General features: G+C 62.9%; 23 protein-coding genes. 10 read left to right on the top strand and 13 right to left on the bottom strand.

Translation table 11 applies throughout. From position 1 onward, the window contains the following. Positions 1 to 15 precede the first annotated feature (15 nt). Together EWM57_RS13875 and hemG are read right to left on the bottom strand one after the other, a co-directional pair. Positions 16 to 819: a polyprenol monophosphomannose synthase gene (locus tag EWM57_RS13875; protein WP_129921754.1), complete on the bottom strand. Its 804-nt coding sequence runs from the start codon at positions 817 to 819 to the stop codon at positions 16 to 18. A gap of 21 nt (positions 820 to 840) precedes the next feature. Continuing rightward, on the bottom strand, positions 841 to 2,169 hold the full coding sequence (gene hemG / locus EWM57_RS13870; protein ID WP_129921753.1) for a protoporphyrinogen oxidase: 1,329 nt from the start codon (positions 2,167 to 2,169) through the stop codon (positions 841 to 843). Positions 2,170 to 2,253: 84 nt separating this feature from the next. Between hemG and EWM57_RS13865 the strand changes: the two genes are divergently transcribed. Next, positions 2,254 to 2,790 carry a D-glycero-alpha-D-manno-heptose-1,7-bisphosphate 7-phosphatase gene (locus EWM57_RS13865; protein WP_129921752.1) on the top strand — a complete coding sequence of 179 codons (537 nt, stop codon included), beginning with the start codon at positions 2,254 to 2,256 and terminating at the stop codon, positions 2,788 to 2,790. A gap of 132 nt (positions 2,791 to 2,922) precedes the next feature. Here the strand turns inward: EWM57_RS13865 and EWM57_RS21180 are convergent, their stop codons facing one another. Further along, a complete protein-coding gene (locus EWM57_RS21180; RefSeq protein WP_165370514.1) occupies positions 2,923 to 3,078 on the bottom strand; it encodes a hypothetical protein in 156 nt (51 codons plus the stop codon). A 101-nt stretch (positions 3,079 to 3,179) separates the two neighbouring features. Then, positions 3,180 to 4,583 carry a type III PLP-dependent enzyme domain-containing protein gene (locus EWM57_RS13860; RefSeq protein ID WP_129921751.1) on the bottom strand — a complete coding sequence of 468 codons (1,404 nt, stop codon included), beginning with the start codon at positions 4,581 to 4,583 and terminating at the stop codon, positions 3,180 to 3,182. A 280-nt stretch (positions 4,584 to 4,863) separates the two neighbouring features. On the opposite strand from EWM57_RS13860, the gene EWM57_RS13855 reads away from it, so the two are divergent. The 7 genes from EWM57_RS13855 (at position 4,864) to EWM57_RS13825 (ending at position 11,778) form a co-directional block, all read left to right on the top strand. Further along, entirely contained in the window at positions 4,864 to 5,853 is a 990-nt protein-coding gene (locus EWM57_RS13855) for an arginase (RefSeq protein WP_129921750.1), read from the top strand. A 145-nt stretch (positions 5,854 to 5,998) separates the two neighbouring features. Next, positions 5,999 to 7,792 carry an arginine--tRNA ligase gene (gene argS / locus EWM57_RS13850; protein ID WP_129921749.1) on the top strand — a complete coding sequence of 598 codons (1,794 nt, stop codon included), beginning with the start codon at positions 5,999 to 6,001 and terminating at the stop codon, positions 7,790 to 7,792. Between the two features lie 44 nt (positions 7,793 to 7,836). Continuing rightward, a complete protein-coding gene (locus EWM57_RS13845) occupies positions 7,837 to 8,418 on the top strand; it encodes an LOG family protein (RefSeq protein WP_129921748.1) in 582 nt (193 codons plus the stop codon). A gap of 188 nt (positions 8,419 to 8,606) precedes the next feature. Then, entirely contained in the window at positions 8,607 to 9,197 is a 591-nt protein-coding gene (locus tag EWM57_RS13840; RefSeq protein ID WP_129921747.1) for a glutathione peroxidase, read from the top strand. 169 nt (positions 9,198 to 9,366) lie between these two features. Beyond that, positions 9,367 to 10,302, top strand: coding sequence for a 1,4-dihydroxy-2-naphthoate polyprenyltransferase (locus tag EWM57_RS13835; RefSeq protein WP_129921746.1), 936 nt, complete (start codon positions 9,367 to 9,369; stop codon positions 10,300 to 10,302). A gap of 40 nt (positions 10,303 to 10,342) precedes the next feature. After that, a complete protein-coding gene (locus EWM57_RS13830) occupies positions 10,343 to 10,909 on the top strand; it encodes a hypothetical protein (protein WP_129921745.1) in 567 nt (188 codons plus the stop codon). A 50-nt stretch (positions 10,910 to 10,959) separates the two neighbouring features. Further along, entirely contained in the window at positions 10,960 to 11,778 is an 819-nt protein-coding gene (locus EWM57_RS13825) for an SDR family oxidoreductase (protein WP_129921744.1), read from the top strand. A gap of 81 nt (positions 11,779 to 11,859) precedes the next feature. On the opposite strand, the gene EWM57_RS13820 is transcribed toward EWM57_RS13825, so the two are convergent. Beyond that, the gene (locus EWM57_RS13820) at positions 11,860 to 13,500 is read right to left on the bottom strand and encodes a DEAD/DEAH box helicase (protein ID WP_394345421.1); all 1,641 of its coding nucleotides are present in this window, start codon (positions 13,498 to 13,500) and stop codon (positions 11,860 to 11,862) included. A gap of 157 nt (positions 13,501 to 13,657) precedes the next feature. Here EWM57_RS13820 and EWM57_RS13815 point away from each other — a divergent pair, with 157 nt between their 5' ends. After that, positions 13,658 to 14,791 carry a CaiB/BaiF CoA transferase family protein gene (locus EWM57_RS13815; RefSeq protein ID WP_165370513.1) on the top strand — a complete coding sequence of 378 codons (1,134 nt, stop codon included), beginning with the start codon at positions 13,658 to 13,660 and terminating at the stop codon, positions 14,789 to 14,791. Between the two features lie 327 nt (positions 14,792 to 15,118). Further along, entirely contained in the window at positions 15,119 to 15,973 is an 855-nt protein-coding gene (locus EWM57_RS13810) for a hypothetical protein (protein WP_242510071.1), read from the top strand. Between the two features lie 268 nt (positions 15,974 to 16,241). On the opposite strand, the gene trpS is transcribed toward EWM57_RS13810, so the two are convergent. The 8 genes from trpS to EWM57_RS13770 form a co-directional block, all read right to left on the bottom strand. Further along, complete coding sequence (gene trpS, locus EWM57_RS13805) at positions 16,242 to 17,219, bottom strand: tryptophan--tRNA ligase (RefSeq protein ID WP_129921743.1); 978 nt, start codon at positions 17,217 to 17,219, stop codon at positions 16,242 to 16,244. 18 nt (positions 17,220 to 17,237) lie between these two features. Then, a complete protein-coding gene (locus EWM57_RS13800) occupies positions 17,238 to 17,861 on the bottom strand; it encodes a hypothetical protein (RefSeq protein ID WP_129921742.1) in 624 nt (207 codons plus the stop codon). Next, the gene (locus EWM57_RS13795; RefSeq protein WP_129921741.1) at positions 17,858 to 18,604 is read right to left on the bottom strand and encodes a queuosine precursor transporter; all 747 of its coding nucleotides are present in this window, start codon (positions 18,602 to 18,604) and stop codon (positions 17,858 to 17,860) included. The genes EWM57_RS13800 and EWM57_RS13795 overlap by 4 nt, the downstream gene beginning before the upstream one ends. A gap of 101 nt (positions 18,605 to 18,705) precedes the next feature. Beyond that, positions 18,706 to 19,611 (bottom strand): ribonuclease Z, encoded by a 906-nt coding sequence (locus EWM57_RS13790; protein WP_242510070.1) that lies wholly within the window; start codon positions 19,609 to 19,611, stop codon positions 18,706 to 18,708. Positions 19,612 to 19,764: 153 nt separating this feature from the next. Continuing rightward, positions 19,765 to 20,139 carry an STAS domain-containing protein gene (locus EWM57_RS13785; protein WP_073111726.1) on the bottom strand — a complete coding sequence of 125 codons (375 nt, stop codon included), beginning with the start codon at positions 20,137 to 20,139 and terminating at the stop codon, positions 19,765 to 19,767. 104 nt (positions 20,140 to 20,243) lie between these two features. Next, on the bottom strand, positions 20,244 to 21,086 hold the full coding sequence (locus EWM57_RS13780; protein ID WP_129921739.1) for a DUF4198 domain-containing protein: 843 nt from the start codon (positions 21,084 to 21,086) through the stop codon (positions 20,244 to 20,246). 120 nt (positions 21,087 to 21,206) lie between these two features. Next, on the bottom strand, positions 21,207 to 23,051 hold the full coding sequence (locus tag EWM57_RS13775) for a glycosyltransferase (RefSeq protein ID WP_129921738.1): 1,845 nt from the start codon (positions 23,049 to 23,051) through the stop codon (positions 21,207 to 21,209). 161 nt (positions 23,052 to 23,212) lie between these two features. Next, positions 23,213 to 25,033 (bottom strand): alpha-amylase family glycosyl hydrolase, encoded by a 1,821-nt coding sequence (locus tag EWM57_RS13770; RefSeq protein ID WP_242510069.1) that lies wholly within the window; start codon positions 25,031 to 25,033, stop codon positions 23,213 to 23,215. Positions 25,034 to 25,211: the final 178 nt, after the last annotated feature.

The following is a 25,211-nucleotide window of genomic DNA, read 5'->3' as shown; positions in this document are numbered from 1 at the left end:
GGGCCCCGTTAGGGCTTACCGGGACTCGGGGGCGGGAGTTGCCGACGCGGCCGAATGGGGGCCGGCGGGGGCCACGGCGTCGGGGCCGCTGCGCTCAAACTTGCGAAACCAGCTGCCCACCTTCATCTGCACCACGCCGAAAAACGCCTCCTTGAAGATGCCCTTGGTCATCTTGGAAGCTCCGCGGGTGCGGTCGGTGAAGATAATGGGCACTTCCACGATGCGGAAACCGTATTTGTAGGCCAGCCACTTCATCTCAATCTGGAAGGCGTAGCCCACGAAGCGGATATGGTCGCGGGTGATGACGCGCAGCACCCGGGCCGTGTAGCACTTAAAGCCGGCCGTGGCGTCGGCAATGGGCATGCTGGTAATGAAGCGCACGTAAGCCGAGGCAAACCACGACATCAGCACCCGGTCCATGGGCCAGTTGACCACGTTCACGCCCTGAATGTAGCGCGAGCCGATGGCCATGTCGTAGCCATCCACGGCGCAGGCGCGGTAGAGGCGCATCAAGTCCTCGGGGTTGTGGGAGAAGTCGGCGTCCATCTCGAAGATGTACTCGTAGCCGTGGGCCAGGGCCCAGCGGAAGCCGTGCAGGTAGGCCGTTCCCAGGCCCAGCTTGCCCTTGCGCTCCTCCAGAAACAGACGGCCCGGAAACTCCTGCTGCAGAGCCCGCACGATGTCGGCCGTACCGTCGGGGGAGCTGTCGTCGATGATGAGCACATCAAACGCCTGGGGCAACGAAAATACCTTGCGGATAATCAGCTCCGCATTTTCGCGCTCATTGTAAGTAGGTATCAGGACGAGCCCATCGTTCATAAGTGCCCCAAAGATATGGAATCAGCCTGGGAGGGCAGAAATTTTTTCGGCCAGGACCCGGGCCTGCCGGATGCAGTCGGGCACGCCCACGCCCGCCCGCCAGTTGGCCGCCGCGTAGATTCCCTGCCCGGCCAGCGCATCCACGGCCGCGTGGGCCGCCACGATGTGCGCGTCGAACTGGGGAATAGCTTTGTCCCAAGAGTACCGGTATTGCCAGACGGGTTGCACGGCCCGGATGCCGTAGAACTTGCTGAGCTCGGCGTGTACGGCGCTTTTCTGCTCGGCTTCGGACTGTCGGGCCTGGGCTTCGTACTGGGCCCCGCCCACAAACGTGGTGAAGAGCACCTGGCCGGCCGGCACCCGGTCGGGAAAAATCGAGCTGGTCCAGATGCTGCCCGCGGCGTAAGGCTGCTCCACCTTCGGATGCAGGGCCCCAAAGCCGTCAAGCGGGTGGGTGACGTCGGCGCGGTGGTAAGCCGTGTAAATGGCCGTCATGGGCGGGTAGTACACGGCGGCCAGCGCGCGGGCGGCTTCGGCAAACAACGGCTGGAGCAGGGGCGCGGCGGCGTAGGTGGGCAGGGCCAGCACTACCGCGTCATAGGTTTCGGGCTGCAGACCGGCGGCCGTCTGCACCTGATAAGTACCGGGTGCTGGCTGCCGCAGGGCCGCCACGGGCGTGTTGCCGTGGTAGTGGGTGAGCTGGGCGGCCAGCGTGTCGGTCAGGGTTTGCAGGCCATTGCGCAGGGAAACAATACGCCGCCGCCCACCCGTGCCGCCGCTTTTCATCAGCCCCCGAATCACCGAGCCGTAGGTTTGCTCCAGGGCCGCCAGCTTGGGAAAGGTCTGGTGCACGAGCAGCTTTTCCGGGTCGCCGGCGTAGATTCCGGAGATAAACGGGTTGAGGGCGTAGTCCACGATTTCAGCGCCGAAGCGGCGGCGGAAGAAGTGGGCCAGGGTTTCGAGCGGGTCGACGGCGGCGGCGGGGCGGCGCAGCTCGCGCAGCAGGTTGAATTTGGCCCCGAGGCTGAAAAACGGGCTGGCCAGCAGCGCGGGCGGGGAGCCGGGCAGCTTACGGTACTTCCCGCCGCGCAGCACGTAGCGGTTTTTGCTCACGGCAGCCGTATCCTGGATGTCGGCGCTCAGGTCGAGGTCAGTGAGCAGCTGCTCCAGCTCGGGGCTTAGCTGCAGGGAGTTGGGGCCGGTTTCGAGCAGGTAGCCGTCGAGGTGCTGGCTGCGAATGTTGCCGCCCGCCGCGCCGGCCTCAAACAGGTCGTAGGCCACGCCGGCCTTTTGTAGGTAAAACGCCAGCGTAAGGCCCGAAATGCCCCCGCCCAGAATGGCTACTCTCATTCCCGTCAAATCTTGGTGGGCCGCAAAGGTAAGGCCCATTTCGCGGGCCGCCGCAGCCGGCCGGAATCCGTAGCTTTGCCGCCCATGAACCAGCCTGTCAGTGCCGCCGAACCCCAAAAAGCCGTTTTCCTGGACCGGGACGGCGTGCTCAACCTCGAAATCGGGGACTACGTGTGGCGCCCCGCGGATTTTGTGGTTATCGACGGCGTGCCCGCGGCCCTGGCCCGGCTGAAGGCGGCCGGCTACCGCCTCATCGTCGTCACCAACCAGGCCGGCATTGCCAAGGGGCTGTACTCGGCCGCCGACGTGGCCGCCTGCCACCAGAAGCTTCAGGACACCTGCGGGGGCCTTATCGACGCATTTTATTTTGCTCCCGGCCACCCCAGCGTGAGTGAAACCCTCTCGCGCAAGCCCGGCTCTTTGCTGCTGGAAAAGGGGTTAGCCCGCTTCCGCCTCGACCCCGCCCAGTGCTGGATGCTCGGCGACCGGGCCCGCGACCTGGAAGCCGGGGCCCGGGCCGGGGTGCGCGGCCTGCTCATCGGCCACACCGAAAAGCTGGACTTTCAGCCCCGGGCCGCGAGTCTGGCGGAGGCGGTGGATATTATTCTGGCCGGCTCATAAGTGAATCAGAGCGGCCTGCTGAGCCCCGCGAAGCAGGCCGCTCTGAATACAGCTACTGCACGAAAAAGCCCGCTTCCGTTGCTGGAAAGCGGGCTTTTTCAGGCCGGATAGAAAGCTTGCGCTACTTCTAATTTACTGGCGGGCAGCCGGAGCCGTTTCCGTCGAGGCCGTGATGGGCGACGAAACGCGGTTGGCGGCTTTCGTGCTGGTGTAGGCCGGGCACTTAACCTTGTTGCAGGACCCGAGGCCCAGAACGGCCACGGAGGCCAGCAGAAGTAGCTTTTTCATGTAAGTCGAAACGAGAGGGTTGGTAAATGTTGCCAACATCAAAAGTACAACTTCCGGCCGGCCCGGCCAAGTATGCCGGCCGGAAGTTTTTGACGGCTTCGTTACTTCGAATACCCCAGAATCCGCATCATCGACTCGCCGTTCTGCTCCTCGGCAAAAACGTAGTCGGTGAGCGTACCGTCGGCGGCGCGGTCCAGAATCACCATTTTCGGGGCCGGAATCAGGCAGTGCTTCACGCCGCCGTAGCCCGAGAGGCTTTCCTGGTAGGCGCCGGTGTGAAAGAAGCCCACGTAGAGCGGCTTGGCATCGGTGGCGGGCTTACGCTCGGGCAAAAACACCTGGTAGATGTGCTTTTCGGCGTTGTAGTAGTCCTGGGAGTCGCAGGTCAGGCCGCCGAGCTGGATTTTCTTGTACTTCTTCTCCCAGCCGTTCAGCGCCAGCATGATAAAGCGCTGGTTCAGGGCCCAGGTGTCGGGCAGGTTGGTGATGAAGGAGCCGTCAATCATGTACCAGAGCTCTTTGTCGTTCTGGAGCTTCTCATCCAGAATGCTGTAGATGGTCGCGCCCGACTCGCCCACGGTGAAGATGCCAAACTCGGTGAAGATGTGGGGCTCGGGCACGCCTTCCTCCCCGCAGATGCGCTGGATGGTGCGCAGAATCTCCTCAATCATGTACTTGTAATCGTACTCCTTCTGAATCGAGGTCTGGATGGGCAGGCCGCCGCCGATGTCGATGGTGGTCAGGGTGGGGCAGACCTTGCGCAGCTCGCAGTACTTGTGCACGAACCGGCTCAGCTCCGACCAGTAATACGACGTGTCCTTGATGCCCGTGTTGATGAAATAGTGCAACATCGTGAGCTCGAAGCGCGGGTCTTCCTTGATCTTCTGCTCGTAGAGCGGAATGGCGTCGGCGTAGCGGATGCCCAAGCGCGAAGTGTAAAACTGGAAGCGCGGCTCCTCGTCGGAAGCCAGGCGCATGCCCACGTTGCACTTCTCGCGCACGTTGTCGTGGTAGTACTCCACCTCGTTGGGCGAGTCCAGAATCGGCATGCAGTTCTTGAACCCGTCGTTGATCAGGGCCGTGATTTCGCGCTTGTACTCCTCGGTTTTGAAGCCGTTGCAGATGATGTAGGTGTCCTTCGTGACCTTGCCCTTGGCGTGCATGGCCCGGATGATGTTGGTGTCAAACCAGGACGAGGTTTCGATGTGCACGTCGTTTTTCAGGGCTTCCTCCACCACGAAGCTGAAGTGCGAGGCCTTGGTGCAGTAGGCGTAGGAGTAGCGGCCCGAGTAGCCGGTTTTCTCGATGCCGAGCCGGAATAATTCCTTGGCCCGCTGAATCTGGGAGCTGATTTTGGGCAGGTAGGTCAGGCGCAGCGGGGTGCCGTGCTTTTCCACCAGGGCCATCAGGTCAATGTCGTGGAAGCGCAGCTCGTTCTGCTCCACGCGGAACTCGTCGGTGGGAAAGTCGAAGGTCTGGGAAATCAGGTCGTGGTAGGTATCCATGCGGGCAGAAAAGGGGAGAAGGGCTATGGAAAGAGAAAAACGGCCGCCCATTGGCGCCGGGGCCGGTTGGCGACTACAAACAGTTCAGCTTGGTATTTCCGAAGGCAAAAGCTTTTTCCGAACTTAGAGCCCGCAAAGATACCCCGCCCGCGGGGTTTTGGTTGTGCTTTGTTCGTTGGTCGCGGCGGAAGGTCCGTGCGCGTCAAGCCTGAGAGGAATTCCCACCCGCTCAATCGGCAAGCATCTAACCCTTTTAACCCTTTTTTGCCCATGTAACTATATGCGCCGCATCAAGCTCATTGAAGTCCGCTCCGAGCTCGGAGCCGGGACTCGTGGGGCCAGTCTGGGGGTCGACGCCCTCCGGATTGCCTGTCTGAACAAAGGCTCCGACTACTTCCGCCGCTTCAACGCCGTGGCCGTGCCGGATCAGAACCACGTCTTGTTCGACAAAAATCATTTCCCCTTCGCCAAGCATATCGACTCGATATACACCGTGCAGAAGGGCATTGCCAGCACCGTCGAGCAGACGCTCCGGTTTGGCGAATTTCCCCTGGTGCTGGCCGGCGACCATTCCAACGCCGCCGCTACCATTGCCGGCATCAAGGCCGCCTACCCGCACAAAACCCTGGGCGTGGTCTGGATTGACGCCCACGCCGACATTCACTCGCCCTACACCACCCCCAGCGGCAACGTGCACGGCATGCCCCTGGCCATGGCCCTGGGCGAGGACAACCTCGCGTGCCAGCGCAACGTGGTGGAGCCCGAAACCGAGTTTTTCTGGCGCCGGCTCAAAAACCTGGGCGAGGAAGGCCCCAAGCTCAAGCCCGAGCACTTGGTGTACGTGGTCGTGCGCGACACGGAAGAGCAGGAAGACGCCGTGATTGAGCGCCTGGGCATCCGCAACTTCAAGCTGCCCGAGTTCAAGGCCAAGGGGCCGCGGCAGGTGGCCCGCGAAATCTACGAGCAGCTGCGCTTCTGCGACCTGGTCTACATCAGCTTCGACGTGGATTCCCTGGATTCGCGCTTCTCGAAGGGCACCGGCACGCCCGTCGTCGATGGCCTCGACGTGCAGCAAGCCATCGGCCTGTGCCGCGCCCTGCTCGACAACGACCGGGTGGTGTGCTTCGAGATGGTGGAAATCAACCCTACTCTCGACCGGGAAAACACCATGGCCAAAAACGCCTTCGACATCCTGGAAGCCGCCACCGACGCCATTCAGGACCACCTGCGCGTGCAGGACGTGACGGCCGGCCGGGGCGGCACCTCGTAGGCGGAGTCCACACCCTGATTTCGCGCGCTGCGGAAGCGGCGGCCGGTTCCAGTTGGACCCCGCCGCCGCTTCCGCTACTTTTGCGCCTAGTATTCCCGCCGGGCAACCCGGATTCGGCGGCGCCTCGCTCTATATTCCGCACCCCGTGCAAGAACTCGAACAAGACATCAAAACGGCCCTCGTGGCCGCCATTCAGCAGGTTTTCGGCGCTGAAGTACCCGCTACCCAGCTGACCATCCAGCCCACCCGCAAGGAGTTTGCCGGCTCCTTCACGCTCGTCACCTTCCCGCTGACCAAAGCCCTGGGCAAGGGCCCCGAGCAGATCGGGCAGGCCCTGGGCGAGTGGCTGACGGCCAACGACGCGCGCATCAGCGGCTACAACGTGGTCAAGGGCTTTCTGAACCTGGAAGTGGCCGACGCGGAGTGGCTGCGGCGGTTTGCCCAGCTCGTGCAGCGCCCCGACGGCGCGCCCGTGCCCACCGGCGGCCCCCAGAATGTGGTAGTGGAGTATTCCTCGCCCAACACCAACAAGCCCCTGCACCTGGGCCATTTGCGCAACAACTTCCTGGGCTACTCCGTGGCCGAGATTCTGAAGGCAACCGGCGCCACCGTCTCGAAGGTGAACCTGGTCAACGACCGGGGCATCCACATCTGCAAGTCGATGCTGGGCTACCAGCAGTTCGGCCACGGCGAAACGCCGCAGTCCGACAACATCAAGGGCGACCATCTGGTGGGCAAGTACTACGTGCTGTTCGAGAAGCACTACCGCGAGCAGGTCAAGCAGCTTGTGGCCGAGGGCGTGGCCGAGGACGTGGCCAAGGCGTCGGCTCCGCTGATGCTCGAAGCCCGGGACATGCTGCAGAAGTGGGAGGCCGGCGACGAGGCCGTGGTGGCCCTGTGGAAGCAGATGAACGGCTGGGTGTACGAGGGCCACAACGCCACCTACGCCGCCATCGGCGTGGATTTCGACAAGTTCTACTACGAGTCGGGCACTTACCTGCTGGGCAAGGAGCGGGTGCAGGAAGGCCTGGACCGCGGCCTGTTTTACCGTAAGGAAGACGGCTCGACCTGGGTTGACTTGGCCGCCGAGGGCCTCGACCAGAAAATTCTGCTGCGCTCCGACGGGACCAGCGTGTATTTGACCCAGGATTTGGGCACGGCCGAGCTGAAGTACGGCGACTTCCATTACGACTCGAGCATTTACGTTATTGCCGACGAGCAGAACTACCACATGCAGGTGCTGCAGGCCACCCTCCAGAAGCTGGAGAAGCCCTACGCGGCCGCCATTCACCACCTCAGCTACGGCATGGTGGACTTGCCCACCGGCAAGATGAAAACCCGGGAAGGCACCGTGGTCGACGCCGACGAGCTGGTGCGCGAAGTGGTGGCAGCCGCCAAGGCCGCCACGCTGGAAAAGGGCAAAATCGAGGGCCTGACCGAGGACGAGCAAACCCAACTGTTCCATACCCTGGGCCTGGGCGCGCTGAAGTACTACCTGCTCAAAGTGGACCCCAAGAAGCGGATGCTGTTCAACCCCGAGGAGTCGGTGCAGCTGGAAGGCCACACCGGCCCGTTCATTCAATACTCCCACGCCCGTATTGCCCAGCTGCGCCGCAAGGCCCAGCAAATGGGGATTGCCGAGGCTGCCGACTTCACCACTTTGCCCGCCCTGGAGAAAACAGAGCGGGAAATGGTGGAGGAGCTGGCCCGCTACGGCAGCGTAGTAGCCGAAGCCGCCCGCAGCTTCTCGCCCGCCGTGGTTTCCCAGTACGCCTACGACCTGGCGAAAGCCTATAACCGCTTCTACGCCGAAGTACCCGTCCTCCAGGAAACCGACGAAACCAAGCGCGCCTTCCGGGTGGCGCTGTCGGCCCAGACGGCCCGCACCATCAAGGCCAGCATGAACCTGCTCGGCATCGAGGTGCCGGAGCGTATGTAATTGCTGCCGTTCTGAATCAACCCGCACTTAGCCATTCGTACCGCATGAAAAGTGTTGCCGTTTATTGTGGGGCCAGCGCCGGCTTCAACGAAACCTACCGCCAGCAGGCCGAGCTAATGGGCCAGGAGCTGGCCCGCCGCAACCTGACGCTAATCTACGGCGGCGGCCGGGTGGGCCTGATGGGCGCCGTGGCCGACAGCGTGCTGCGCCACGGTGGCCGGGCCGTGGGCGTCATCCCCGATTTTCTGGCCGACAAGGAGCTGGCCCACGTGGGACTCACGGAGCTGCACATCGTGAAGAGCATGCACGAGCGGAAGCTGCTGATGGCCGACCTGGCCGAGGGCTTCATTGCCATGCCTGGGGGCTTCGGCACGCTCGAGGAGCTGTTTGAGGTGCTCACCTGGGGGCAGCTGGGCCTGCATAAAAAGCCCAGCGGGGTCTTTAACGTGCTGGGCTTCTACGACCACCAGCTGCAGTTTCTCGACAAAATGGTGACCGAGGGCTTTCTGCGGCCCGAAAACCGCGCCCAGCTCCAGCAGGACGACACGCCCGCCGGCCTCATCGACAAGATGCTGGCCTACGTACCGACGGATCTGGAAAAGTGGCTCACGGTGCCCCGCACCTAACGCAGCAAGTACGTGGCGCGGGGCAATAGCTCCGCGCTCTTGTTTTTGGGAAGTAGGGGAGTAGGATAGAGAAAACTCTATGTATGGCCCGGCAAAGCCGTACCTTACCGGCGAAACATTGCCCGCTGCCCGGCGGTTTGGCCGGTATCGGCGCGGTAGCCACTCTCACTTTCCCGCCCCCCTGCTCTATGAAAACGCTTGCTGTTGTGCTGATGGGCGCCTTAGCCGCCTGCGGCTCGGCCTCCACCACCACCCAACCCACTCAACCCGCCTCCGCCATGTCTGCTCCCGAAACCACTGCCACCGGCTCCGTTTACGATTACTCCGTCAAGAACATCAACGGCCAGGACGTCAAGCTCAGCCAGTACCAGGGCAAAAAACTGCTCATCGTGAACGTGGCCTCGGAGTGCGGCTATACGCCCCAGTACAAGGAGCTTGAGGAACTCAGCAAAAAGCACGGCGACCGGGTGGTCGTGCTGGGCTTTCCGGCCAACAACTTCGGCGGGCAGGAGCCCGGCACCAACGCCCAGATTGCCACGTTCTGCGAGAAAAACTACGGCGTGACCTTCCCCATGTTCGCCAAGATTTCGGTGAAGGGCGACGACACCGCCCCGCTCTACCAGTTTCTGGCCGACAAAACCCGCAACGGGGCCGTCAGCGACGCGCCGACCTGGAACTTCTGCAAGTACCTCGTCGATGAGCAGGGCCACGTGGTGGGCTTCTACAAGTCCGACGTGAAGCCCATGAGCGACGAGCTGGTAGCAGCCATTCTGAAGTAGCTTTCTTTCATGTTTAGAACGACCCGCCGAGCGCAACCTAGCGTCTGGCGTGTCGTCATGCTGTCATCCTGAGCAACGCGAAGGACCTCTACCGCTTCGTTGCACGAGTAACTCAACGAAGCGGTAGGGGTCCTTCGCGTTGCTCAGGATGACAGTATCTTTGCTTTATATGCTTTCGACCCCCGCTTCTGCTTCCCCCGCCATTAGTCCAGCCAAGGCCTGGATTTCGGCTTTTCGGCCCCGCACCCTGCCGCTGGCGTTGGCCAGCATCCTGACCGGCGGCTTTCTGGCCGCCAGCCACGGGCAGTTTCGTGCCGCCGTGTTCGGCCTGGCCGTGCTGACCACCATATTGCTCCAGATTCTGAGCAACCTCGCCAACGACTACGGCGACTCCCAAAACGGCGCCGACAGCGTGCACCGGGAAGGACCGCAGCGGGCCGTGCAGAGCGGGGCCATCAGTCCGGCCCAGATGAAGCGCGGCATGCTGCTGTTCGGGCTGCTGTCGTTGGTAAGCGGGTTGAGCCTGCTCTGGGTAGCCCTGGGCACGGCGGGCGCCTGGATTTTCCTGACTTTCTTCGTGCTGGGGCTAAGCGCCATCTGGGCGGCCATCAACTACACCGCCGGCGCCAAACCCTACGGCTACGCCGGCCTGGGCGACCTGTCGGTGTTCACTTTCTTTGGGCTGGTGGGTGTGTGCGGCACGTATTACCTGCAGGCGCGGGCGCTGCCGCTGTCCGTGCTGCTGCCCGCCGCGGCGCTGGGCTGCTTTGCCACGGCCGTGCTCAACGTGAACAACATCCGGGACATTCGCTCCGACGAGCTGGCCGGCAAAATCACCATTCCCGTGCGCCTGGGGCCCGTGCACGCCCGGCGCTACCACTGGGTGCTGCTGGTGCTGGGCCTGGCCTGCGCCGTGGTCTACGTCGCGCTGACTTACCACTCGCCCTGGCAGTGGCTGTTTCTGCTGGCCGCCCCGCTGCTGCTGCTCAATGCCCGCCGCGTGTGGCAGCGCCAGGACAGCATGCAGCTCGACCCGCTCCTCAAGCAGATGGCCCTGACCACGCTGGTGTTTACGGTGCTGTTTGGGGTGGGGCAGGTGCTCTAGTCGTGGTGGACCACAAAACGCGGCCGACCTAATGGATACAATGAAGAGCAAGATTACGCCAAACCTCGTTCCGCTTCTGGTTTTGGCAGCCTTGAGCCTCTATACCATTTACGCCATTCTCAATATTCCGGTGTACGTGGATGGGGAGGCGTATGCGCAAGCCTTCAACTATCACCACTACATCGGATTTGCCGTCCTGGGCATGGCGCTGAGCACTTATTGGAAAGCAAGGCCCTATTTCAAGTACGCTGTACTGGTGTTGTTAACCCTCTGGATAATTGGAATTTCCAACTACCTGCCCAGCTTGGTAAGCGTAGGGTTAGGCTATGACGAATCAACTATTTCCTTCCAAGTTTTCGCGCTGTTATTCGCTCTGGTATACTACCTGCTGAACCGCGCCAGAGTCAATGAATGGCTGCTGAACCTTATTTCCGCGAAGCCCGACTCAAAGCAGGTCAAACGAATACAGCGGCAGGACATCGAGAAGTTTAAGCACACGTTTCGCAACTATTCCACCGAGCAGCTGAAAACTATCGTGGAGGAAAGAAAGCTGGTCGGGTACGCGGTAATGGCGGCCGGGGAACTGTTGGCCGAGCGGGTAAAGTAAACCCGGCCATTATCCGTCAGCATGTGCAAACTCCTTAACCTCCTCCAGCCATGAAGACTGTTTTCATCACCGGCACCTCCACCGGCATCGGCGAGGCCGCCGTGCGCCTGTTTGCCCAGCACGGCTGGAACGTGGCGGCCACCCTGCGCCACCCCGCCGACGCAAACTTCCAGGACCTGCCCACCGTGCGCACCTACGCCCTCGACGTCACCGACGAGGCCGCCGTGAACCGCGTGGTGCAGCAGGCCCACCAGGATTTCGGCTCGCTCGACGTGGTGGTCAACAATGCTGGCTACGGGCTGGTGGGGCCGTTTGAAACGGCGACCACCAAGCAGATTCAGCAGCAGTTTGCCACCAACGTGTTCGGCGTGTTTAGCGTGACGCGGGCGGCGCTGCCCTTTCTGCGGGAGCAGAAGTCCGGGGTTATCCTCAACATCACCTCGGTGGGCGGACGCACGGGCTTCCCCATGAACTCGCTCTACCACGCCACCAAGTTCGGCCTCGACGGTTTTTCCGAGTCGCTGTGGTACGAGCTGGCGCCGTTCGGCATTCAGGTCAAGGTGGTGGCTCCCGGCGGCGTGGCCACCGACTTCGCCACCCGCTCCCTGCAAATGACCCTCGACCCCGCCGATGCCGCTAACTCCTACGCCGGGCAGGTGCGCAGCGTACTGGAGGCCTTCCGCAGCCGCAGCGGCAACCATTCCACCGCCGCCGAGATTGCCGAAGTCATCTACGCCGCCGCCACCGACGGCACGCCCCAGCTCCGCTACATTGCCGGCCCCGACGCGCAGGCCCTGCTAAAAACCAAAGCCGAGCTGCCGGAGCAGGACTTTATGAACCTGATCCGGCAAAACTTCGGGCTGGCCTAGCTTCTTACTCGGACTTATTGCCGCTCGGTTAAACGCAAAACGCCCCGCTACTTTCCTAGCGGGGCGTTTTGCGTTTAGTTGTTATTCCGCGCTGGGCGCAGCCGGCGCGGCGGTGGTTGCTTCTGCCCCACCTTCGGGCCGGGGCCCGCGGCCGCCGCGGTTGCGGCCCCCGCGCTTCCGGCGAGGCTTGCCGGTGCCGGCTTCACCTTCCGCACGCGGTTCGCGTGGGGGGCGAGCCTCCCCCTCGGGACGGGGTGCCCGGGGCTCCCGGGGCGGACGGGCTTCCCCCTCCGGCCGCGGGGTGCGGGGTGGGCGGGCTTCGCCTTCGGGGCGCGGGGGGCGCTGGTAGGGCACGGCCGGGGCCTGGCCGGCGTCCAGTGCGGCCAGGGCCGCCTGGGCGTTGGCAATGCGTTCCTTGTGGCGCGGGTCCTTGGGGTCGTGGTTGTCGCGGCGCGGGCCGCGGCCCCCTTCGCCGCGGGCTCCTTCCGGCCGTGGGCCACGGCCGCCGCCGGAGCGGCCACCCCGCTCGGGCCGGCCCCCGATTTTGCCGCCCAGGCCGCTGAAGCGCTTGGGGTCAAATTCCGGGGCGGGGCCCAGGCCGAGGCCTTCGGTGATATTCTGCTTTTCCAGCTCCCGCTCAATGAGCTTCTCAATCTTCACCACCCGGTCCTGGTCTTGGTCGGCAATGAAGGTGATGGCCGTGCCCTTGGTGGCCGCGCGGGCCGTGCGGCCAATGCGGTGCACGTAATCCTCGGCGGCGCGCGGGATGTCGTAGTTCACCACGTGGCTCAAAGAGTCGATGTCGATGCCGCGGCTGAGCACGTCGGTGGCCACCAGAATCGGGAACTGCTTGTTTTTAAACGCGCGCATGATCTGCTCCCGCTCTTCCTGGGTACGGTCGGAGCTGATGCCCTGGGCCACGTAGCCCAGCTTGTTGATGGCGCGCACGATGCCGGCCACGGCCGCTTTTTGGCTCGTAAACAGCACCATGCTCTGCACGTCCTGGGTTTTGAGGATGTGCTCGAGCAGGTAAATCTTCTGGCGGTCGAAGGCCATGTAGAACTGCTGGTCGATGCCGGCGGCGGGCTTCGAGACGGCCAGCCGGATTTCGTCGGGCTGGTTCAGGATCTGCTGGGAAAACTCGCGGATCTTGTTGGGCATCGTGGCCGAAAACAGCAGGGTCTGCCGCTGCTTGGGCAGCTGGCGCACGATGTTGAGAATATCGTCCGAGAAGCCCATGTCCATCATTTTGTCGGCCTCGTCGAGCACCAGGTACTTAATCTGGTCGAACTTGACGTAGCCCATCTGCAAGTGCGCAATCAGGCGGCCCGGCGTGGCAATGATGATGTCAGCGCCCGAAGTCAGGGCGCGCTTCTGCTGCTCCCAGTTCTCACTTTTGCCGCCCCCGTAGATAGCAATGCTGCTGGCTTCCACGAAATAGCCGAAGCCCGTTACCTGCTCGTCGATCTGGGTGGCCAGCTCCCGCGTGGGTACCAGAATCAGGGTCGAGGTATTGCCGTGCTTGGCGTGGGAAATCTTGTCGAGCAGGGGCAGCAGGTAGGCCGCCGTCTTGCCCGTGCCGGTCTGGGCGCAGGCAATCAAATCCTTGCCCTCGATAATTTTGGGAATGGCCTGCTCCTGAATGGGCGTGGCATTCTGATAATTCATGGCATCCACACCGGCCAGCAGGTCGTCGTGCAGATTGAAATCGGTAAACTTCAAGGTTCAGCGAAATGAAGTGAAAGTATGCGCTGACCCTGTTTTCCGGTCAGCAAACCGCTTGATTTGACGTAAATATAAGGGAAAACGGCCCGGTATGGTTTCGGCAGGCCGGGCGGGCCGCAGCGGGTATCGGCCGTTCCGTCGTTTCTTTGCCCGCATGAATGCTGCCGCCGCCCTGCCTTTTGCCGATATTCTGATTCTGGAGCTGGCCGGCGTGCTGGCCGGGCCCCAGGTGGGCCAGTTCTTCGCCGAGCTGGGTGCCACCGTGGTGAAGGTGGAGCCCCCGGCCGGCGACGTGACCCGCACCTGGAAAACCGCCGCCGAAGCCCCCGACACCGACGTGTCGGCCTACTTCAGCTGCGCCAACTGGGGCAAAGAGTCGGTGGTGCTGGACCTGACCACGCCCGCCGGCCTGGCCGCCGTGCACCGCCTGGCCGCCCGCGCCGACATTGTGCTGGCCAGCTACAAGCCCGGCGACGCGGAAAAGCTGGGCGTCGACTACGCCGCGCTCCGGCAGCTGAACCCCGAGCTGATCTACGGCCACCTCACCGGCTACGGCCCCGCCGCCAAGCGGGCCGGCTACGATGCCGTGCTCCAGGCCGAAACCGGCTTTATGCACCTGAACGGCCTGCCCGGGCAGGCGCCCCAGAAAATGCCGGTGGCGCTGATTGACCTGCTGGCGGCCCACCAGCTAAAAGAAGGCCTGCTCACGGCCCTCTACCGCCGGGCCTGCTCCGGGCAGGGCGCCCTGGTGCAGGTGTCGTTGCTCGACAGCGCCCTGGCCTCGCTGGCCAACCAGGCGGCCACCTGGCTCGTGACGGGCCGCGACCCCCAGCCCCTGGGCTCGGGTCACCCCAGCATCGTGCCCTACGGCACCGTGTACCGGGCCGCCGACGGAATTCAGCTGATCTTGGCCGTGGGCGCCGACCGGCAGTTTCGGCAGCTCTGCGAGGCCCTGGGGCGGGCGGCGTGGGCTGCGGAGGCGCGGTTTGCTACCAACGAAGCCCGGGTAGCGCACCGGGCCGCGCTGGAAGCGTTGTTGCACGGCCGCATCGGGGAGCTGCCCGGGGCGGAGCTGCTGGCTGAGCTCGAACGGCGCGCCGTGCCGGCCGGGGCCGTGCGCACGGTAGGGGAGGCGCTCAGCCACGAGTCGGCCCAGGCTATGCTGCTGCCGCCCGCCGCCGGGTTTGCCCACCCCGGGCTGCGGACCGTGGCCTTTCGCAGCCCGCAGTGGCCGGTAGCGGCGGCCCTGCCCGCTCCGCCGCGGCTGGGGCCGCTACCGGTGGAATAGCCGGCTCCTGGGTCGCAGGGCGGTAGTTTTATCTGGCTGGGTCTAGCGGCTGGCCCTGGCCGAGCGGAGGGGGTATAACTTTTAGACCCCCTCAAAAACTTATACCCCTGCAGTGAGCCAGGAGTAGGGGGTATAAGTTTTGGACCCCCTCGAAAACTTATACCCCCCTGCTGGGCAGCGGCTGTTGGACCGGTTTTAGGCCAGCGGTGCCCTGCTTGCCAGAACCCCAGAGCCGCTATATTTCGTACTTGCCAAGGCCATCTGTGGCCCTGAATGGCCCGGGCCGCCCGAGTTGCCCGGCCTTTTCTCCACCTGTTGCTCCTTTCCATGCCCTCTACCAAGTCGCCCACCAACCTGATTCCCCCGGCTTCCGACGCGGAGCCTACGCCATTGCCCGAAGTTGTGCCGGCGCTCGAATCCCACTCTGGGGCTATGGCCACCAACCAGGCGCCCACCGCCGCGCCCGGCTCCCCGGTGGAAGCCCCGGCCGACCGGCTCGACCAGATTTTCGAGGGTCTCAAGCAGAAGTCCATTGCCAAGCAGGCCATCTTCCGCAACACCGGCGCCGCCTTCGACTTGCTGCGCAAGGTGTCGCAGGAGCTGGTGGTAGAGCTGAGCCGCAAGCTGAGCCCCGTCGACAGCAGCGTGCTGGTGGAGTACCGCCCGGTGAGCGACATGGAGTTTCACATCAAGTTTTCCGGCGACCTGCTCGTGTTTGTGATGCACTCCAACATCGTCACCTTCCCCGACGACTACGGTCCCATGCCGTCCAAGTACGTGGAGCAGGACTTCCGGCGGCGGTTTTTCGGGCACATCATGGCCTACAACTTCATGGCCGACTCCATCAAGTACCAGCGCCTGAACGACCCGGGCTACCTGGTGGGCCGCCTGCTGATCAACATCGAAAACCACTACTTCCTCGAAGGCGTGCAGCAGCTCGAGCTGCCCGACAACGACATGGCCGACAACTTCCTGACGCCCGATATGCTGCGGCTGTTCGTGGAAAGTGCCATGATTGCGGCCGTCAACAACGACCTGATTGCCCCACCCATGCAGGACATCCAGAAAATCACGGTCAAGCAGAAGCTCGAAAACCAGCAGGTAAGCCGGGGCAGCAAGGTTGGCTTCAGCTTCTCCAGCGAGCAAAAGCCTCAACCCAGCATCGACGGGCTGGTGTATTAGGTGAGATGGTGAACTGGTGAGTTGACGTTTCAGCGGCGCTTTTGATTTGCCTGTCATTGCGAGGCGTAGCCGAAGCAAGCCGTCCTGAGCAACGAGCCAAGCCTCATGATACCGATGATACAGAAAGCCCCGACGTATGCCAACGTCGGGGCTTTCTGCTGGAAAGGAGCTGTTTACATGTCAGAGGACGGCTTGCTTCGGCTACGCCTCGCAATGACAGGTCCGACAGCACGAAAACTCACCAGCTCACCAGTTCACCATCTCACCGCTACCGCGCGGCGTAGCCTACTTTTTCCCGCACCTTGTTGAGTACTGCCGAGCCGTAGGCCTGGGCTTTGCGGGCGCCCTCGGCGAGTTTGGCGTCGAGTTCGGGCAGGTTGTTCATGTAGAAGTTGAACTGCTCCCGCTCGGTGGCGAAGCGGCGCAGAATCAGCTCGTAGAGCTCTTTTTTGGCGTGGCCGTAGCCGTAGCCCCCGGCCAGGTAGTTCTGGCGCATGGCTTCGGTTTCGGCCGGCGAGGCCAGCAGCGAATACAGCTTATAGGTCACGTCCGCGTCCGGATTCTTGGGCGCTTCGAGCGGGGTGCTGTCCGAAATGATGGTTTTGATGGTTTTGAGCAGCTCTTTCTCGGGCAGGAAGATGTCGATGATGTTGCCGTAGCTCTTGCTCATCTTGGCCCCGTCGGTGCCGGGAATGGTCATCAGTTGCTCGTCGGCGCGGGCCTTGGGCAGCACGAAGGTTTCCCCGTAGCGGTTATTGAAGGCCGAGGCAATGTCGCGGGCAATTTCGAGGTGCTGAATCTGGTCCTTGCCCACGGGCACAATCTCGGCGTCGTAGAGCAGAATGTCGGCCGCCATGAGCACGGGGTAGGTAAACAACCCCGCATTCACGTCGGACAGCCGGTCCGACTTGTCCTTGAACGAGTGGGCGTTGGCCAGCATCGGGTAGGGCGTGAAGCACGACAAATACCAGGTCAGCTCGGTCACCTGCGGCACGTCGGACTGGCGGTAGAACAGGTTTTTGTCCGTGTCGAAGCCGCAGGCCAGCCAGGCGGCGGCCACCGCGTAGGTGTTTTGGCGCAGCAGGGCCGCGTCGCGCACGGTGGTCAGGGAGTGCAGGTCGGCAATGAAGTAGAGCGAGTCGTTGGCCGAGCTTTTCGACAGCTCAATGGCGGGCAGAATGGCGCCGAGCAGGTTGCCCAGGTGGGGGCGGCCAGTGCTCTGAATGCCGGTCAGGATGCGGGACATGGGAGAGTTTTGAAAGATTTACCGGCCTTGCTGGTTGGCCCGGCGCAGGTAGTCAGGGAAATTTTCGAAAGTGACTGTGCCGCTAAGCACGGCCTGCTGCAACTCGGGCCAGGGGGCAAAGAAAGGCGCCATTCTTTGCCGCTCCGCTTTGCGCCATTTATTGTTGTTGTCGGGTCCGGTCTCAAACGCCTGCGTGCCGCGCGGCCTCACCAGGAAGGTTGTGAAGTAGGAGGTCATATTGCCCGTGGGCTCAGCCGTGTAGTACACTGCCAACTGCAGCGGACCGGTAGTGTCGGCATACTCGATAAAGGCGTTGTCGGCGTGGTAGGAATGCAGGCCAAATTCAAAGTCGAAAATGCCCTGGGGTACCAGTGTATGGCCGTTGATGGTGAATGAACGGACCTGTGAGGCGGAGAATTTCTGTTTTTTATTCACGTACAGCACCGATTCCCCACGGGTTTTGAATTGCAGGTTTCCTTGCCCGGCAGTACCGTCGGCTAACAGGTAGGTGCCCGGGCCGCGGAGGAAGTCGATGGCGTATCTGCTGACCAGGCCCTGCGCGTACCCAGGCTTAGTCACTGCTATACCAAAACACAAGAAGGTGCCTAACGCTAGTCTGGAAACTGACTTTGTTGAAATCATACACTTATATCGGCTACGGCTTCCTGCTGCAGCTCGGTGGTTTCGGCCGGACCCAGGTACCGGTCGATGAGGAAGTGAGCCAGATACAGGACCGGCGTGAGCAGGATGGCCGCCGCAAATTTATACCAGTAATTGGTGTTGGCCACGTCCAGCACCTGCGCGAAGCTCCAGTTGCCAAACAGGTAAAAGGCCACGTAGAGCACCACAAAGCTGTCGACGAGCTGGGAGATGAGCGTGGAGCCGGTGGCCCGCAGCCAGACGTAGCGGCCCCGGGTGGCCCGGCGCAGCAGCTGAAACACGGTGGCGTCGAGTACCTGCCCGATGGCGAAGGCCGTGAGTGAGCCGGCAATGATGCCCAGGCCCTGCCGGAAAATCATCTGGTAGGCAAAGTCGATGTTGATAGGCCGACCCTGCGGGTCTTTGCTGTTCACGTCGAGCCAAAAGGCGGCCGGGGGCAGCTTGGTGGTGGCGTAGATGACCAAAAAGGCGAACAGAATCAGGGCCGCCGTCAGGTAGCTCACCCGCAGCACGCCGGCTTTGCCGAAGTACTCGTTGATGATGTCGGTAGTCACAAATACCACGGGCCAGATCAGCACGCCGGCCGTCAGGTTGTCGGGCCGCCCGATGAGCGGGGCCAGGGAGAAAATCTTCACCCCGATAATCTCGGCCAGCAGGGCATTGACGATGAAAATACCGCTCAGAACGAGGTAGAGCTGGGTTTTCTTGTGGTCGTAGGTTTTCAAGAGCGCTTAGATAGGAGAGCTTAGAACCTGGAGCTTAGAAAAAAAACGTCGGAACATTTCTACGTTTTGGGCTCTCATCTTTAGGTTCTGAATTTCTGAGCTTACTCCGCCACATTGAACACGGATCCTTCCACGGCCAGCTCCACGGGCTCAAACACGGCCCGGGCTTCTTCCAACAGCGGGGTCAGGTCGCGGTAGCGGGACGAGAAGTGGCCGATGAGCAGGCGCTTGGCTTCGGCCAGGCCGGCAAACTGTCCCGCCTGCCGGGCCGTGGAGTGGTGGGTGACCTGAGCCCGCTCGCGCATCTCGTCCAGGAACGTAGCCTCGTGGTAGAGCAGGTCGGTGCCGTGAACCAGCGCGGCCAGGCTTTCGGTGTAGAGCGTGTCGGAGCAGAAGGCGTAGCTGCGCGAGTGGCTGGCAGCCGTGCTCACGTCGAGGTGGCGCACCTGCACCTGGCCGGCCTCGTCGCGCACGTCTTCGCCCTGGGCCAGCTGGTGGAGCTGGGCGGGGCTGAGGCCGGCGGGCAGGCGGGTCTTGTCGAGGTGGCGGCGCTTTGGCTTTTCCCGAAACAGGTAGCCGCAGCACGGAATGCGGTGGCGCATGGGCAGCGAGTGCACCGTCACGTAGCGGTCTTCGTACACCAGCGCGTGCTGCTCGGTATCGACGGCCGTGAATTCGAGCGGAAACGAGAGCTGAGTGTGCGAGACGCGAAACTGCGTGGTCAGAATCTCGTCGAGGCCGGCGGGGCCAAACAGCAGCACGGGCTCGGTACGGCCCTGCAGGTGCATGGTGCTCAGCAGCCCAAACAGGCCGAAGAAATGGTCGCCGTGCAGGTGGGAGATGAAGATGGTGTTGAGGCGCTGGTGGCGCACCTTGTGCTCGAGCAGCCGGCGCTGGGTGCCCTCGCCGCAGTCAATCAGGTAAGAATGGGGCCCGACCGTGAGCACCTGCGCCGTGTGGTGACGGTTGAGAAACGGCGTGGCAGAGGCGCTGCCCAGAATTTTCAACTCAAACTCCAAAATAGCGGGGTGCGGCGGCGGCGTATAGGCGAAAGAAGTGAACGGCGGATGAAGCTCCGCTAAACGAAAAAAGCTGTCAGCCATTAGCCGTCAGCGCAACACTAACGGCTAACAGCCAACAGCTCACAGCTTGGTCAAAAGCTATTCTTTGCTGGTCAGGTCCCGCTCGATGGCGTGAAGGAAGATTCGGTCGATGCCTTCTTCCACGGTGGGCAGAATATGCAGCACCGATTCGAGCTTGGAGATGGTGATGAGCTTCATCACGTGGTCCTGCAGGCCGGTGAGCACCAGCAGGCCGCCGGTCGAGTTGCACAGACGGTTGGCAATGAGGATGGAGCTCAGGCCCGACGAGTCCGTGTACTTCACGTTCTGCAAATCCAGGATCAGGTTGTTGATACCTTCTGCGTTCAACTTCACGAACTCCGACTTCAGATCAGGCGCGACGGTTGTATCGAGCTTTTTCTCGTCAATGGTGATAATCGTGTAAGTTTCCTTTTTATCAATCGAGTACTTCATACCGTCTGTGGTGTCGGAGTTTTTTAGGGAGTTGCGAAGGTAGGAAAAAAAAAATCGGGTGCGGAGTGCGCGGGACGACCAAGTTAGGAGAAAATTCCGGGATTTCAGCGGGCCGAAATCCCGGCGGTGCCGAAGGTGAGCGTGGCCCAGGTGCTTTGCCAATCGGCCACCTGCGGATCGGCAGCGGGCTCCATGCGCACCGTGCTGACCAGGTAGGTAGCTCCCGCACTAAGCTTGAACAGCACGCGGCCGTTTTGGTTACTGCGAAAAGTGAAAAGTTGCGCCGTTTGTTGGCCCGGTAAGCGCTGGCGCACCTGCACCAAAGCCCCGCGCTGGGGCTGCCCCGCGGCCAGCACGAGCACCGTGAGCGAGGCCCCGGGCTTGGCGGCGTACGGGTTTTGTTCGGGTACCAGCTCCAGGGCATGTCCCACGGCGCGGGCATAGGTGCGGGCCGTATCCGGGCCGCCGGCACCCACCTGCACCAGCGTTTTGGCGCAGCGGCGGTACATTTCCCGCCCGGGCTTGAGTTGCTGCTGCCGCTGCTCGCGCAGGGCAATGATGTAATCCAGACCTTGCTGGCGCAGATACTCGGTGAATTTGCCGGCTTCCAACTCCGCGTAGTTGCTGGTGGTGCTGAAGGCCAGCAGGTGTACGCCGGGCCGCACAAACATGACCGTGGTAGCCAGCGTATCGGCCAGGCGGGCGGCGGCAGTATGGTCCAGCGTTTGGCCGGGGGCATACTGCACAAAGCTCGTGAGCCGGCTGCTCCGGCCCGGCCAGCGGGCCCCGGCGAAGTTGTCGCCGACCAGCACGCGGATGTGCTGGGACGTGCCAGGAGCTACCCAAAACCGGGCCGGCTGCAGCCACAGCTCCTGAGCCACAGCAGTGACGGCCCCCATCAGGAGCAGGAGCAAAGCCGGGAACAGCAGGCGAGGTTTCAGAAGCACAAAGCAGCGGGAAAAAGCCGGAGCGGCCGGTGGAAGCACCAGCTTGGCGGAAATATACGCCCGTCAGTGCCGCCCCGGATTAAAGGTGGTCCGCAGCAACATCCCAAGGTGGGCCGGGGCTTAGTCCCGCTCCAACGCCAGGGCGTAGGCCCGGTCGTAGTGCACGCGCAGGTTTTTCCAATCGTAGAGTTCGGCGGAGCTTTCCACGTTGTTGCGCTGCATGATTCGCTCCCGGCGGTTGAGCTGCACGAAGTTCCAGAGCATGTCGGTGAGCTCCTCAGCCGACTCGTCGAAGGACTTTTCCTGGCGCTTGACCACGTAAATGCCCTTGGCTTCGTGGTCGGGCACGGTTTCCATCACGTAGTCGCCGAAACCCGACAGGTCGGAGGTGATGGCCGGCACGCCGCGGGCCACGCACTCGAGCGGGGTGTAGCCCCAGGGCTCGTAGTAGCTCGGGAAAATGCCCAGGTGGCAGCCCCGCACAAACTGCCCGTACTCCATGCCAAACAGCGGCGAGGTAGGCGAGACGAAGTCGGGGTGGTACACGATTTTCACCCGGTCGTGCTGGTTGTTGACCAGGTTCGAGCGGCGCAGGAAGTTCAGAATGTCGTCGTTGGCGTCGTCGACCAGGTTGTGGGTGATAACCGGCGGCAGGGCGTGGGTTTTCCAGCTTTGCAGGGTGCGGCGGTAGCGCAGCTTCCAGTAGTCGTCGACCATGCTGCTCAGGTCGGGCAGGCGGTGGTCGGTGCTGGCGGCGGCGGCGTAGAACAGCCGTTCGCCCACCTGCCGCTCAATGGCCTCGCAGGTTTCCTGCACCTCATCCAGAATGGCCCGACTCTGGAGCACCTGCGGGTTGATGCTGTGAAACGGCCGCTTGGTGATGAAAAACATGACCACCTGCCCGTCGAGCCCGCTTTGCTGGAGGCGGTAGTTGAGCCGGGCCAGGGCTTCCAAGGTCAGGTCAAAGCCCTTGTTGTGGTACTCGTAGCGCCCGGAGGTGAACAGGTAGAGCGTGTTGTCCAGGTCGAAAGAGTACGACTGGAAGAAGTGCGCCATCACAAACTCGTGAATCTTGGCCTTGTACTGCTGGTGCAGATTCTGAAACTCGTGCAAAGCCACAAACCGCTCAATGTTAAGGCCGTTGGGCAGCACCGCGTCCGGAATCCGGTCGAGCAGGTAGATGCACTCGCGCACGGTCAGCTCACTCACGGTGGTAAACACGTGGGAGCCGTGGGCCGCGGCCCGCTCGATGCGCACGGCGGTTTCGATGTTGAAGTGCACCGCCTCGGCCGCCCAGTTCACCTGCATCAGGTGGTCGTAGAAGTTCGGGTCGTTCATGGCCAGGTAGCGGCCCAGCAGCGTGGCGTGGGTCGTAAACAATAAGTGTACCGGCACCTGCTCCCGGCGCAGGGCCGGAATGGCCACGCCGGTCATCCACTCGTGGAAGTGACCGATAACGCGCCGATCCGGCACCGTTTCAGCCGTCAGGGTTTGCAGAAAGATCTTGGCCAGCAGCCCGAATGCCTCCACCTGGTGCAGTAGGTCGTCGGAATCGGGGGTCGGAATGCCGTGATGCTCCCAGAGGTCGGACTTGATGCCGCCCAGCCGGTCGTAGACCTGGTAGGGGTTAATCAGCACCACCCGGGGCCGGCCCGTGACGAGCCAGACCCCGTACTGCACGTCGAAGCCGTGGGCCCGCATCTGGCGCACGGCGCCTGCAAAGGGGTCGTCCTTGCGCAGGTGCTCCAGCTCGTACTCGTCGATGGGCTCAAACTCGCCCTGGGCCTGGTGGGCAAAATAGGGGCCCAGCAGGCAGTACCGGTCGTCCCAGACCTGCACCGTGGCCGGCACCTTGGAGCGAATCACGGTGTAGATGCCGCCCACCTGATTGCAGACTTCCCAGGCCACTTCAACCAGCAGGGCATCGGGGGCAATGGGGTTGGGCGCAGGAGCGGGAACTTGCATAAGGCGGGTGTTGGCGTGGAGCGGCAAGATAGTTTTCTCCTTGTGTTTGACTACGGTATTGACGGGACGGGTCCAAAAAAAAGCGGGAAGCAGGCCCATCCGGTGCGGATCTGGCCGGCCTCCCGCCTTTAAAGGGCTCAACTTGCCCCAGGGAAGCGGGGTTAGGCGTCCTGGGAAATGATGAGCACGGAATAGGGGGCCAGCCCGAATGCGGCGTGAAACGGCTGCCCGTCGTAGCTGCCTTCCTCGGCGTCGGTGCCCATACTCTCGAAGTTGCCGAACTGCTGGTCGTAGCCCTGCCAGTCAGAGTTGAAGCGCACGTGCCAGCGGCCGGCGGCGGGCAGCCCCACGGTGTAGGAGTCGTGGGTGACGTCGGCGAAGTTGGCCAGGATGATGGTTTCGTCGCCGGCCCCGCCCGCGTCCCAGCGGCGGAAAGCCAGCGTTTTCTCGTCGTTATTCACGTGGAACACCTCCGTGTGCTGACCCGTCAGGCCGCGGGTGGTGCCGGTCAGGTTGCGGCGCAGCCCAATCAGGTCGCGGTACAGGTGCACGAGGCCGCCTAGCTCGTCGGCGCGCTGCCACTGCAGGGGCTGGTCGTCGGAGAAGTAGCCGTCGGCCAGAAACTCCTGGCCCTGAAACAGCATCGGCACGCCGGGCGCGGTAAACACCAAGGCCACCCCCAGCGTCGCGCGCTTCTTCGGGAACCAGCCGTGGGCCTCGCCGGGCATGATTTCCTCCGGCACCCGGGACTTACCGTTGGCCACCTCATCGTGCGACTCGGTGTAAATCACGCGCTGAAAGGCGTCGCCGTTGTAGGCCTGGGCTAGCGTTTGGGCCACGGCAGACAGGTTGCGGTCGGCGTCGTTGGGGGTAGTCAGGGCCTCGCGCAGGATGTTGACGAAGGCGGCATCCCACTGGGCGGCAAAGCCCTGGCCGTCGGCGTCCGGGGCCCGGGTGATGTACTCATTGCCCTGCAGATCCTCGGCAATGGTGATTTTCCAGGGCATCTTGGCCTGAATTTCCTCGTTGATCCACTTCATCAAGCTCCAGCCGTCGGGCAGGTCGCGGCTGGGGTCGTTGGAGCCGTCCACGTTGCGGATGTGGGAAATGGAGTCGCAGCGCAGGCCGTCGACGCGGTAGTCTTCGAGCCACATCAGGGCATTGTCGCGGATGTAGCGGCGCACTTCGGGGCGGCTGTAGTCGGGGCGGTTGTGGCCCCAGGGCGTTTCGGCCCGCCAGTCGTTGTAGAAGTAGATGCCGCCGCCGTCGTTTTCCTGCCAGCCGTCGAACTGCCACAAATCCAGGTCGCCGGGGCCGAAGTGGTTGTAGACCACGTCCAGAATCACGGCGATGCCGTGGCGGTGAGCCTGCTTGACCAGCTCCTTGAAGGCCTGGGGCCCGCCGTAGTCGGTTTCGAGGGCGAAGGGGTGGGAGGGGTTGTAGCCCCAGCTGCGGCCGCCGGGAAACTCGGTGGGCGGCATCACCTCAATGGCGTTGATGCCCAGCTGCTGCAGGTAGTCGAGCTTTTCAACCACGTCGAGAAAGGTGCCGGGCTGATCGGCGGTCCGGGGGTTGAACGTGCCTACGTGCAGCTCGTAGATGACCAGCGTGTTCCAGGCGGGCATCTCGAAGTGGTCGTCCTGCCAGTCGAAGTCCAGGGTGGGCACCACCGAGGAGCCGGCCGAGTGGGTGACTTCGCGGGCGTAGGGGTCGTTGCGGGTCAGCTCCTGCCCGTCGGCGGTGCGCAGCCAGAACTTATACTCGGTGCCGGGGCCCAGGTCGGCCACGTCGGCGGCCCAGTAGCCGTCGGCTTCGTGGGTGAGCGGGTGGGCACTGTGGTTCCAGTCGTTGAAGGGGCCGACCACGGCCACGGCCTCGGCGTGGGGCGCCCAGACGCGGAAAGTGGTACCGGCAGCATGGGGAATGGCCCCCATGCCGGCTTGCAGCGTGGAGGTAGGCGAAGAGGTAGTCTCAGAAGGCATGGGTACAGCGGAAAATCAGCACGAAAGCTCAACGGCTTTGGGCGTTTAACTCCATAGCTAGCGCCCGGGTTATAGACCCACGCCGAAGCCGCTCAGCCTGAACGGGTAAATACTGGTTGCTGCCGGCTTTGGGGGCCCGGCCTCGGCTTGCGGGAAAGGGGAAAAATGCCGTGCTTCC

This window comes from Hymenobacter persicinus (assembly GCF_004167665.1).
Taxonomy (GTDB): domain Bacteria; phylum Bacteroidota; class Bacteroidia; order Cytophagales; family Hymenobacteraceae; genus Hymenobacter; species Hymenobacter persicinus.
This window is presented reverse-complemented; position numbering and strand designations above follow the sequence as displayed.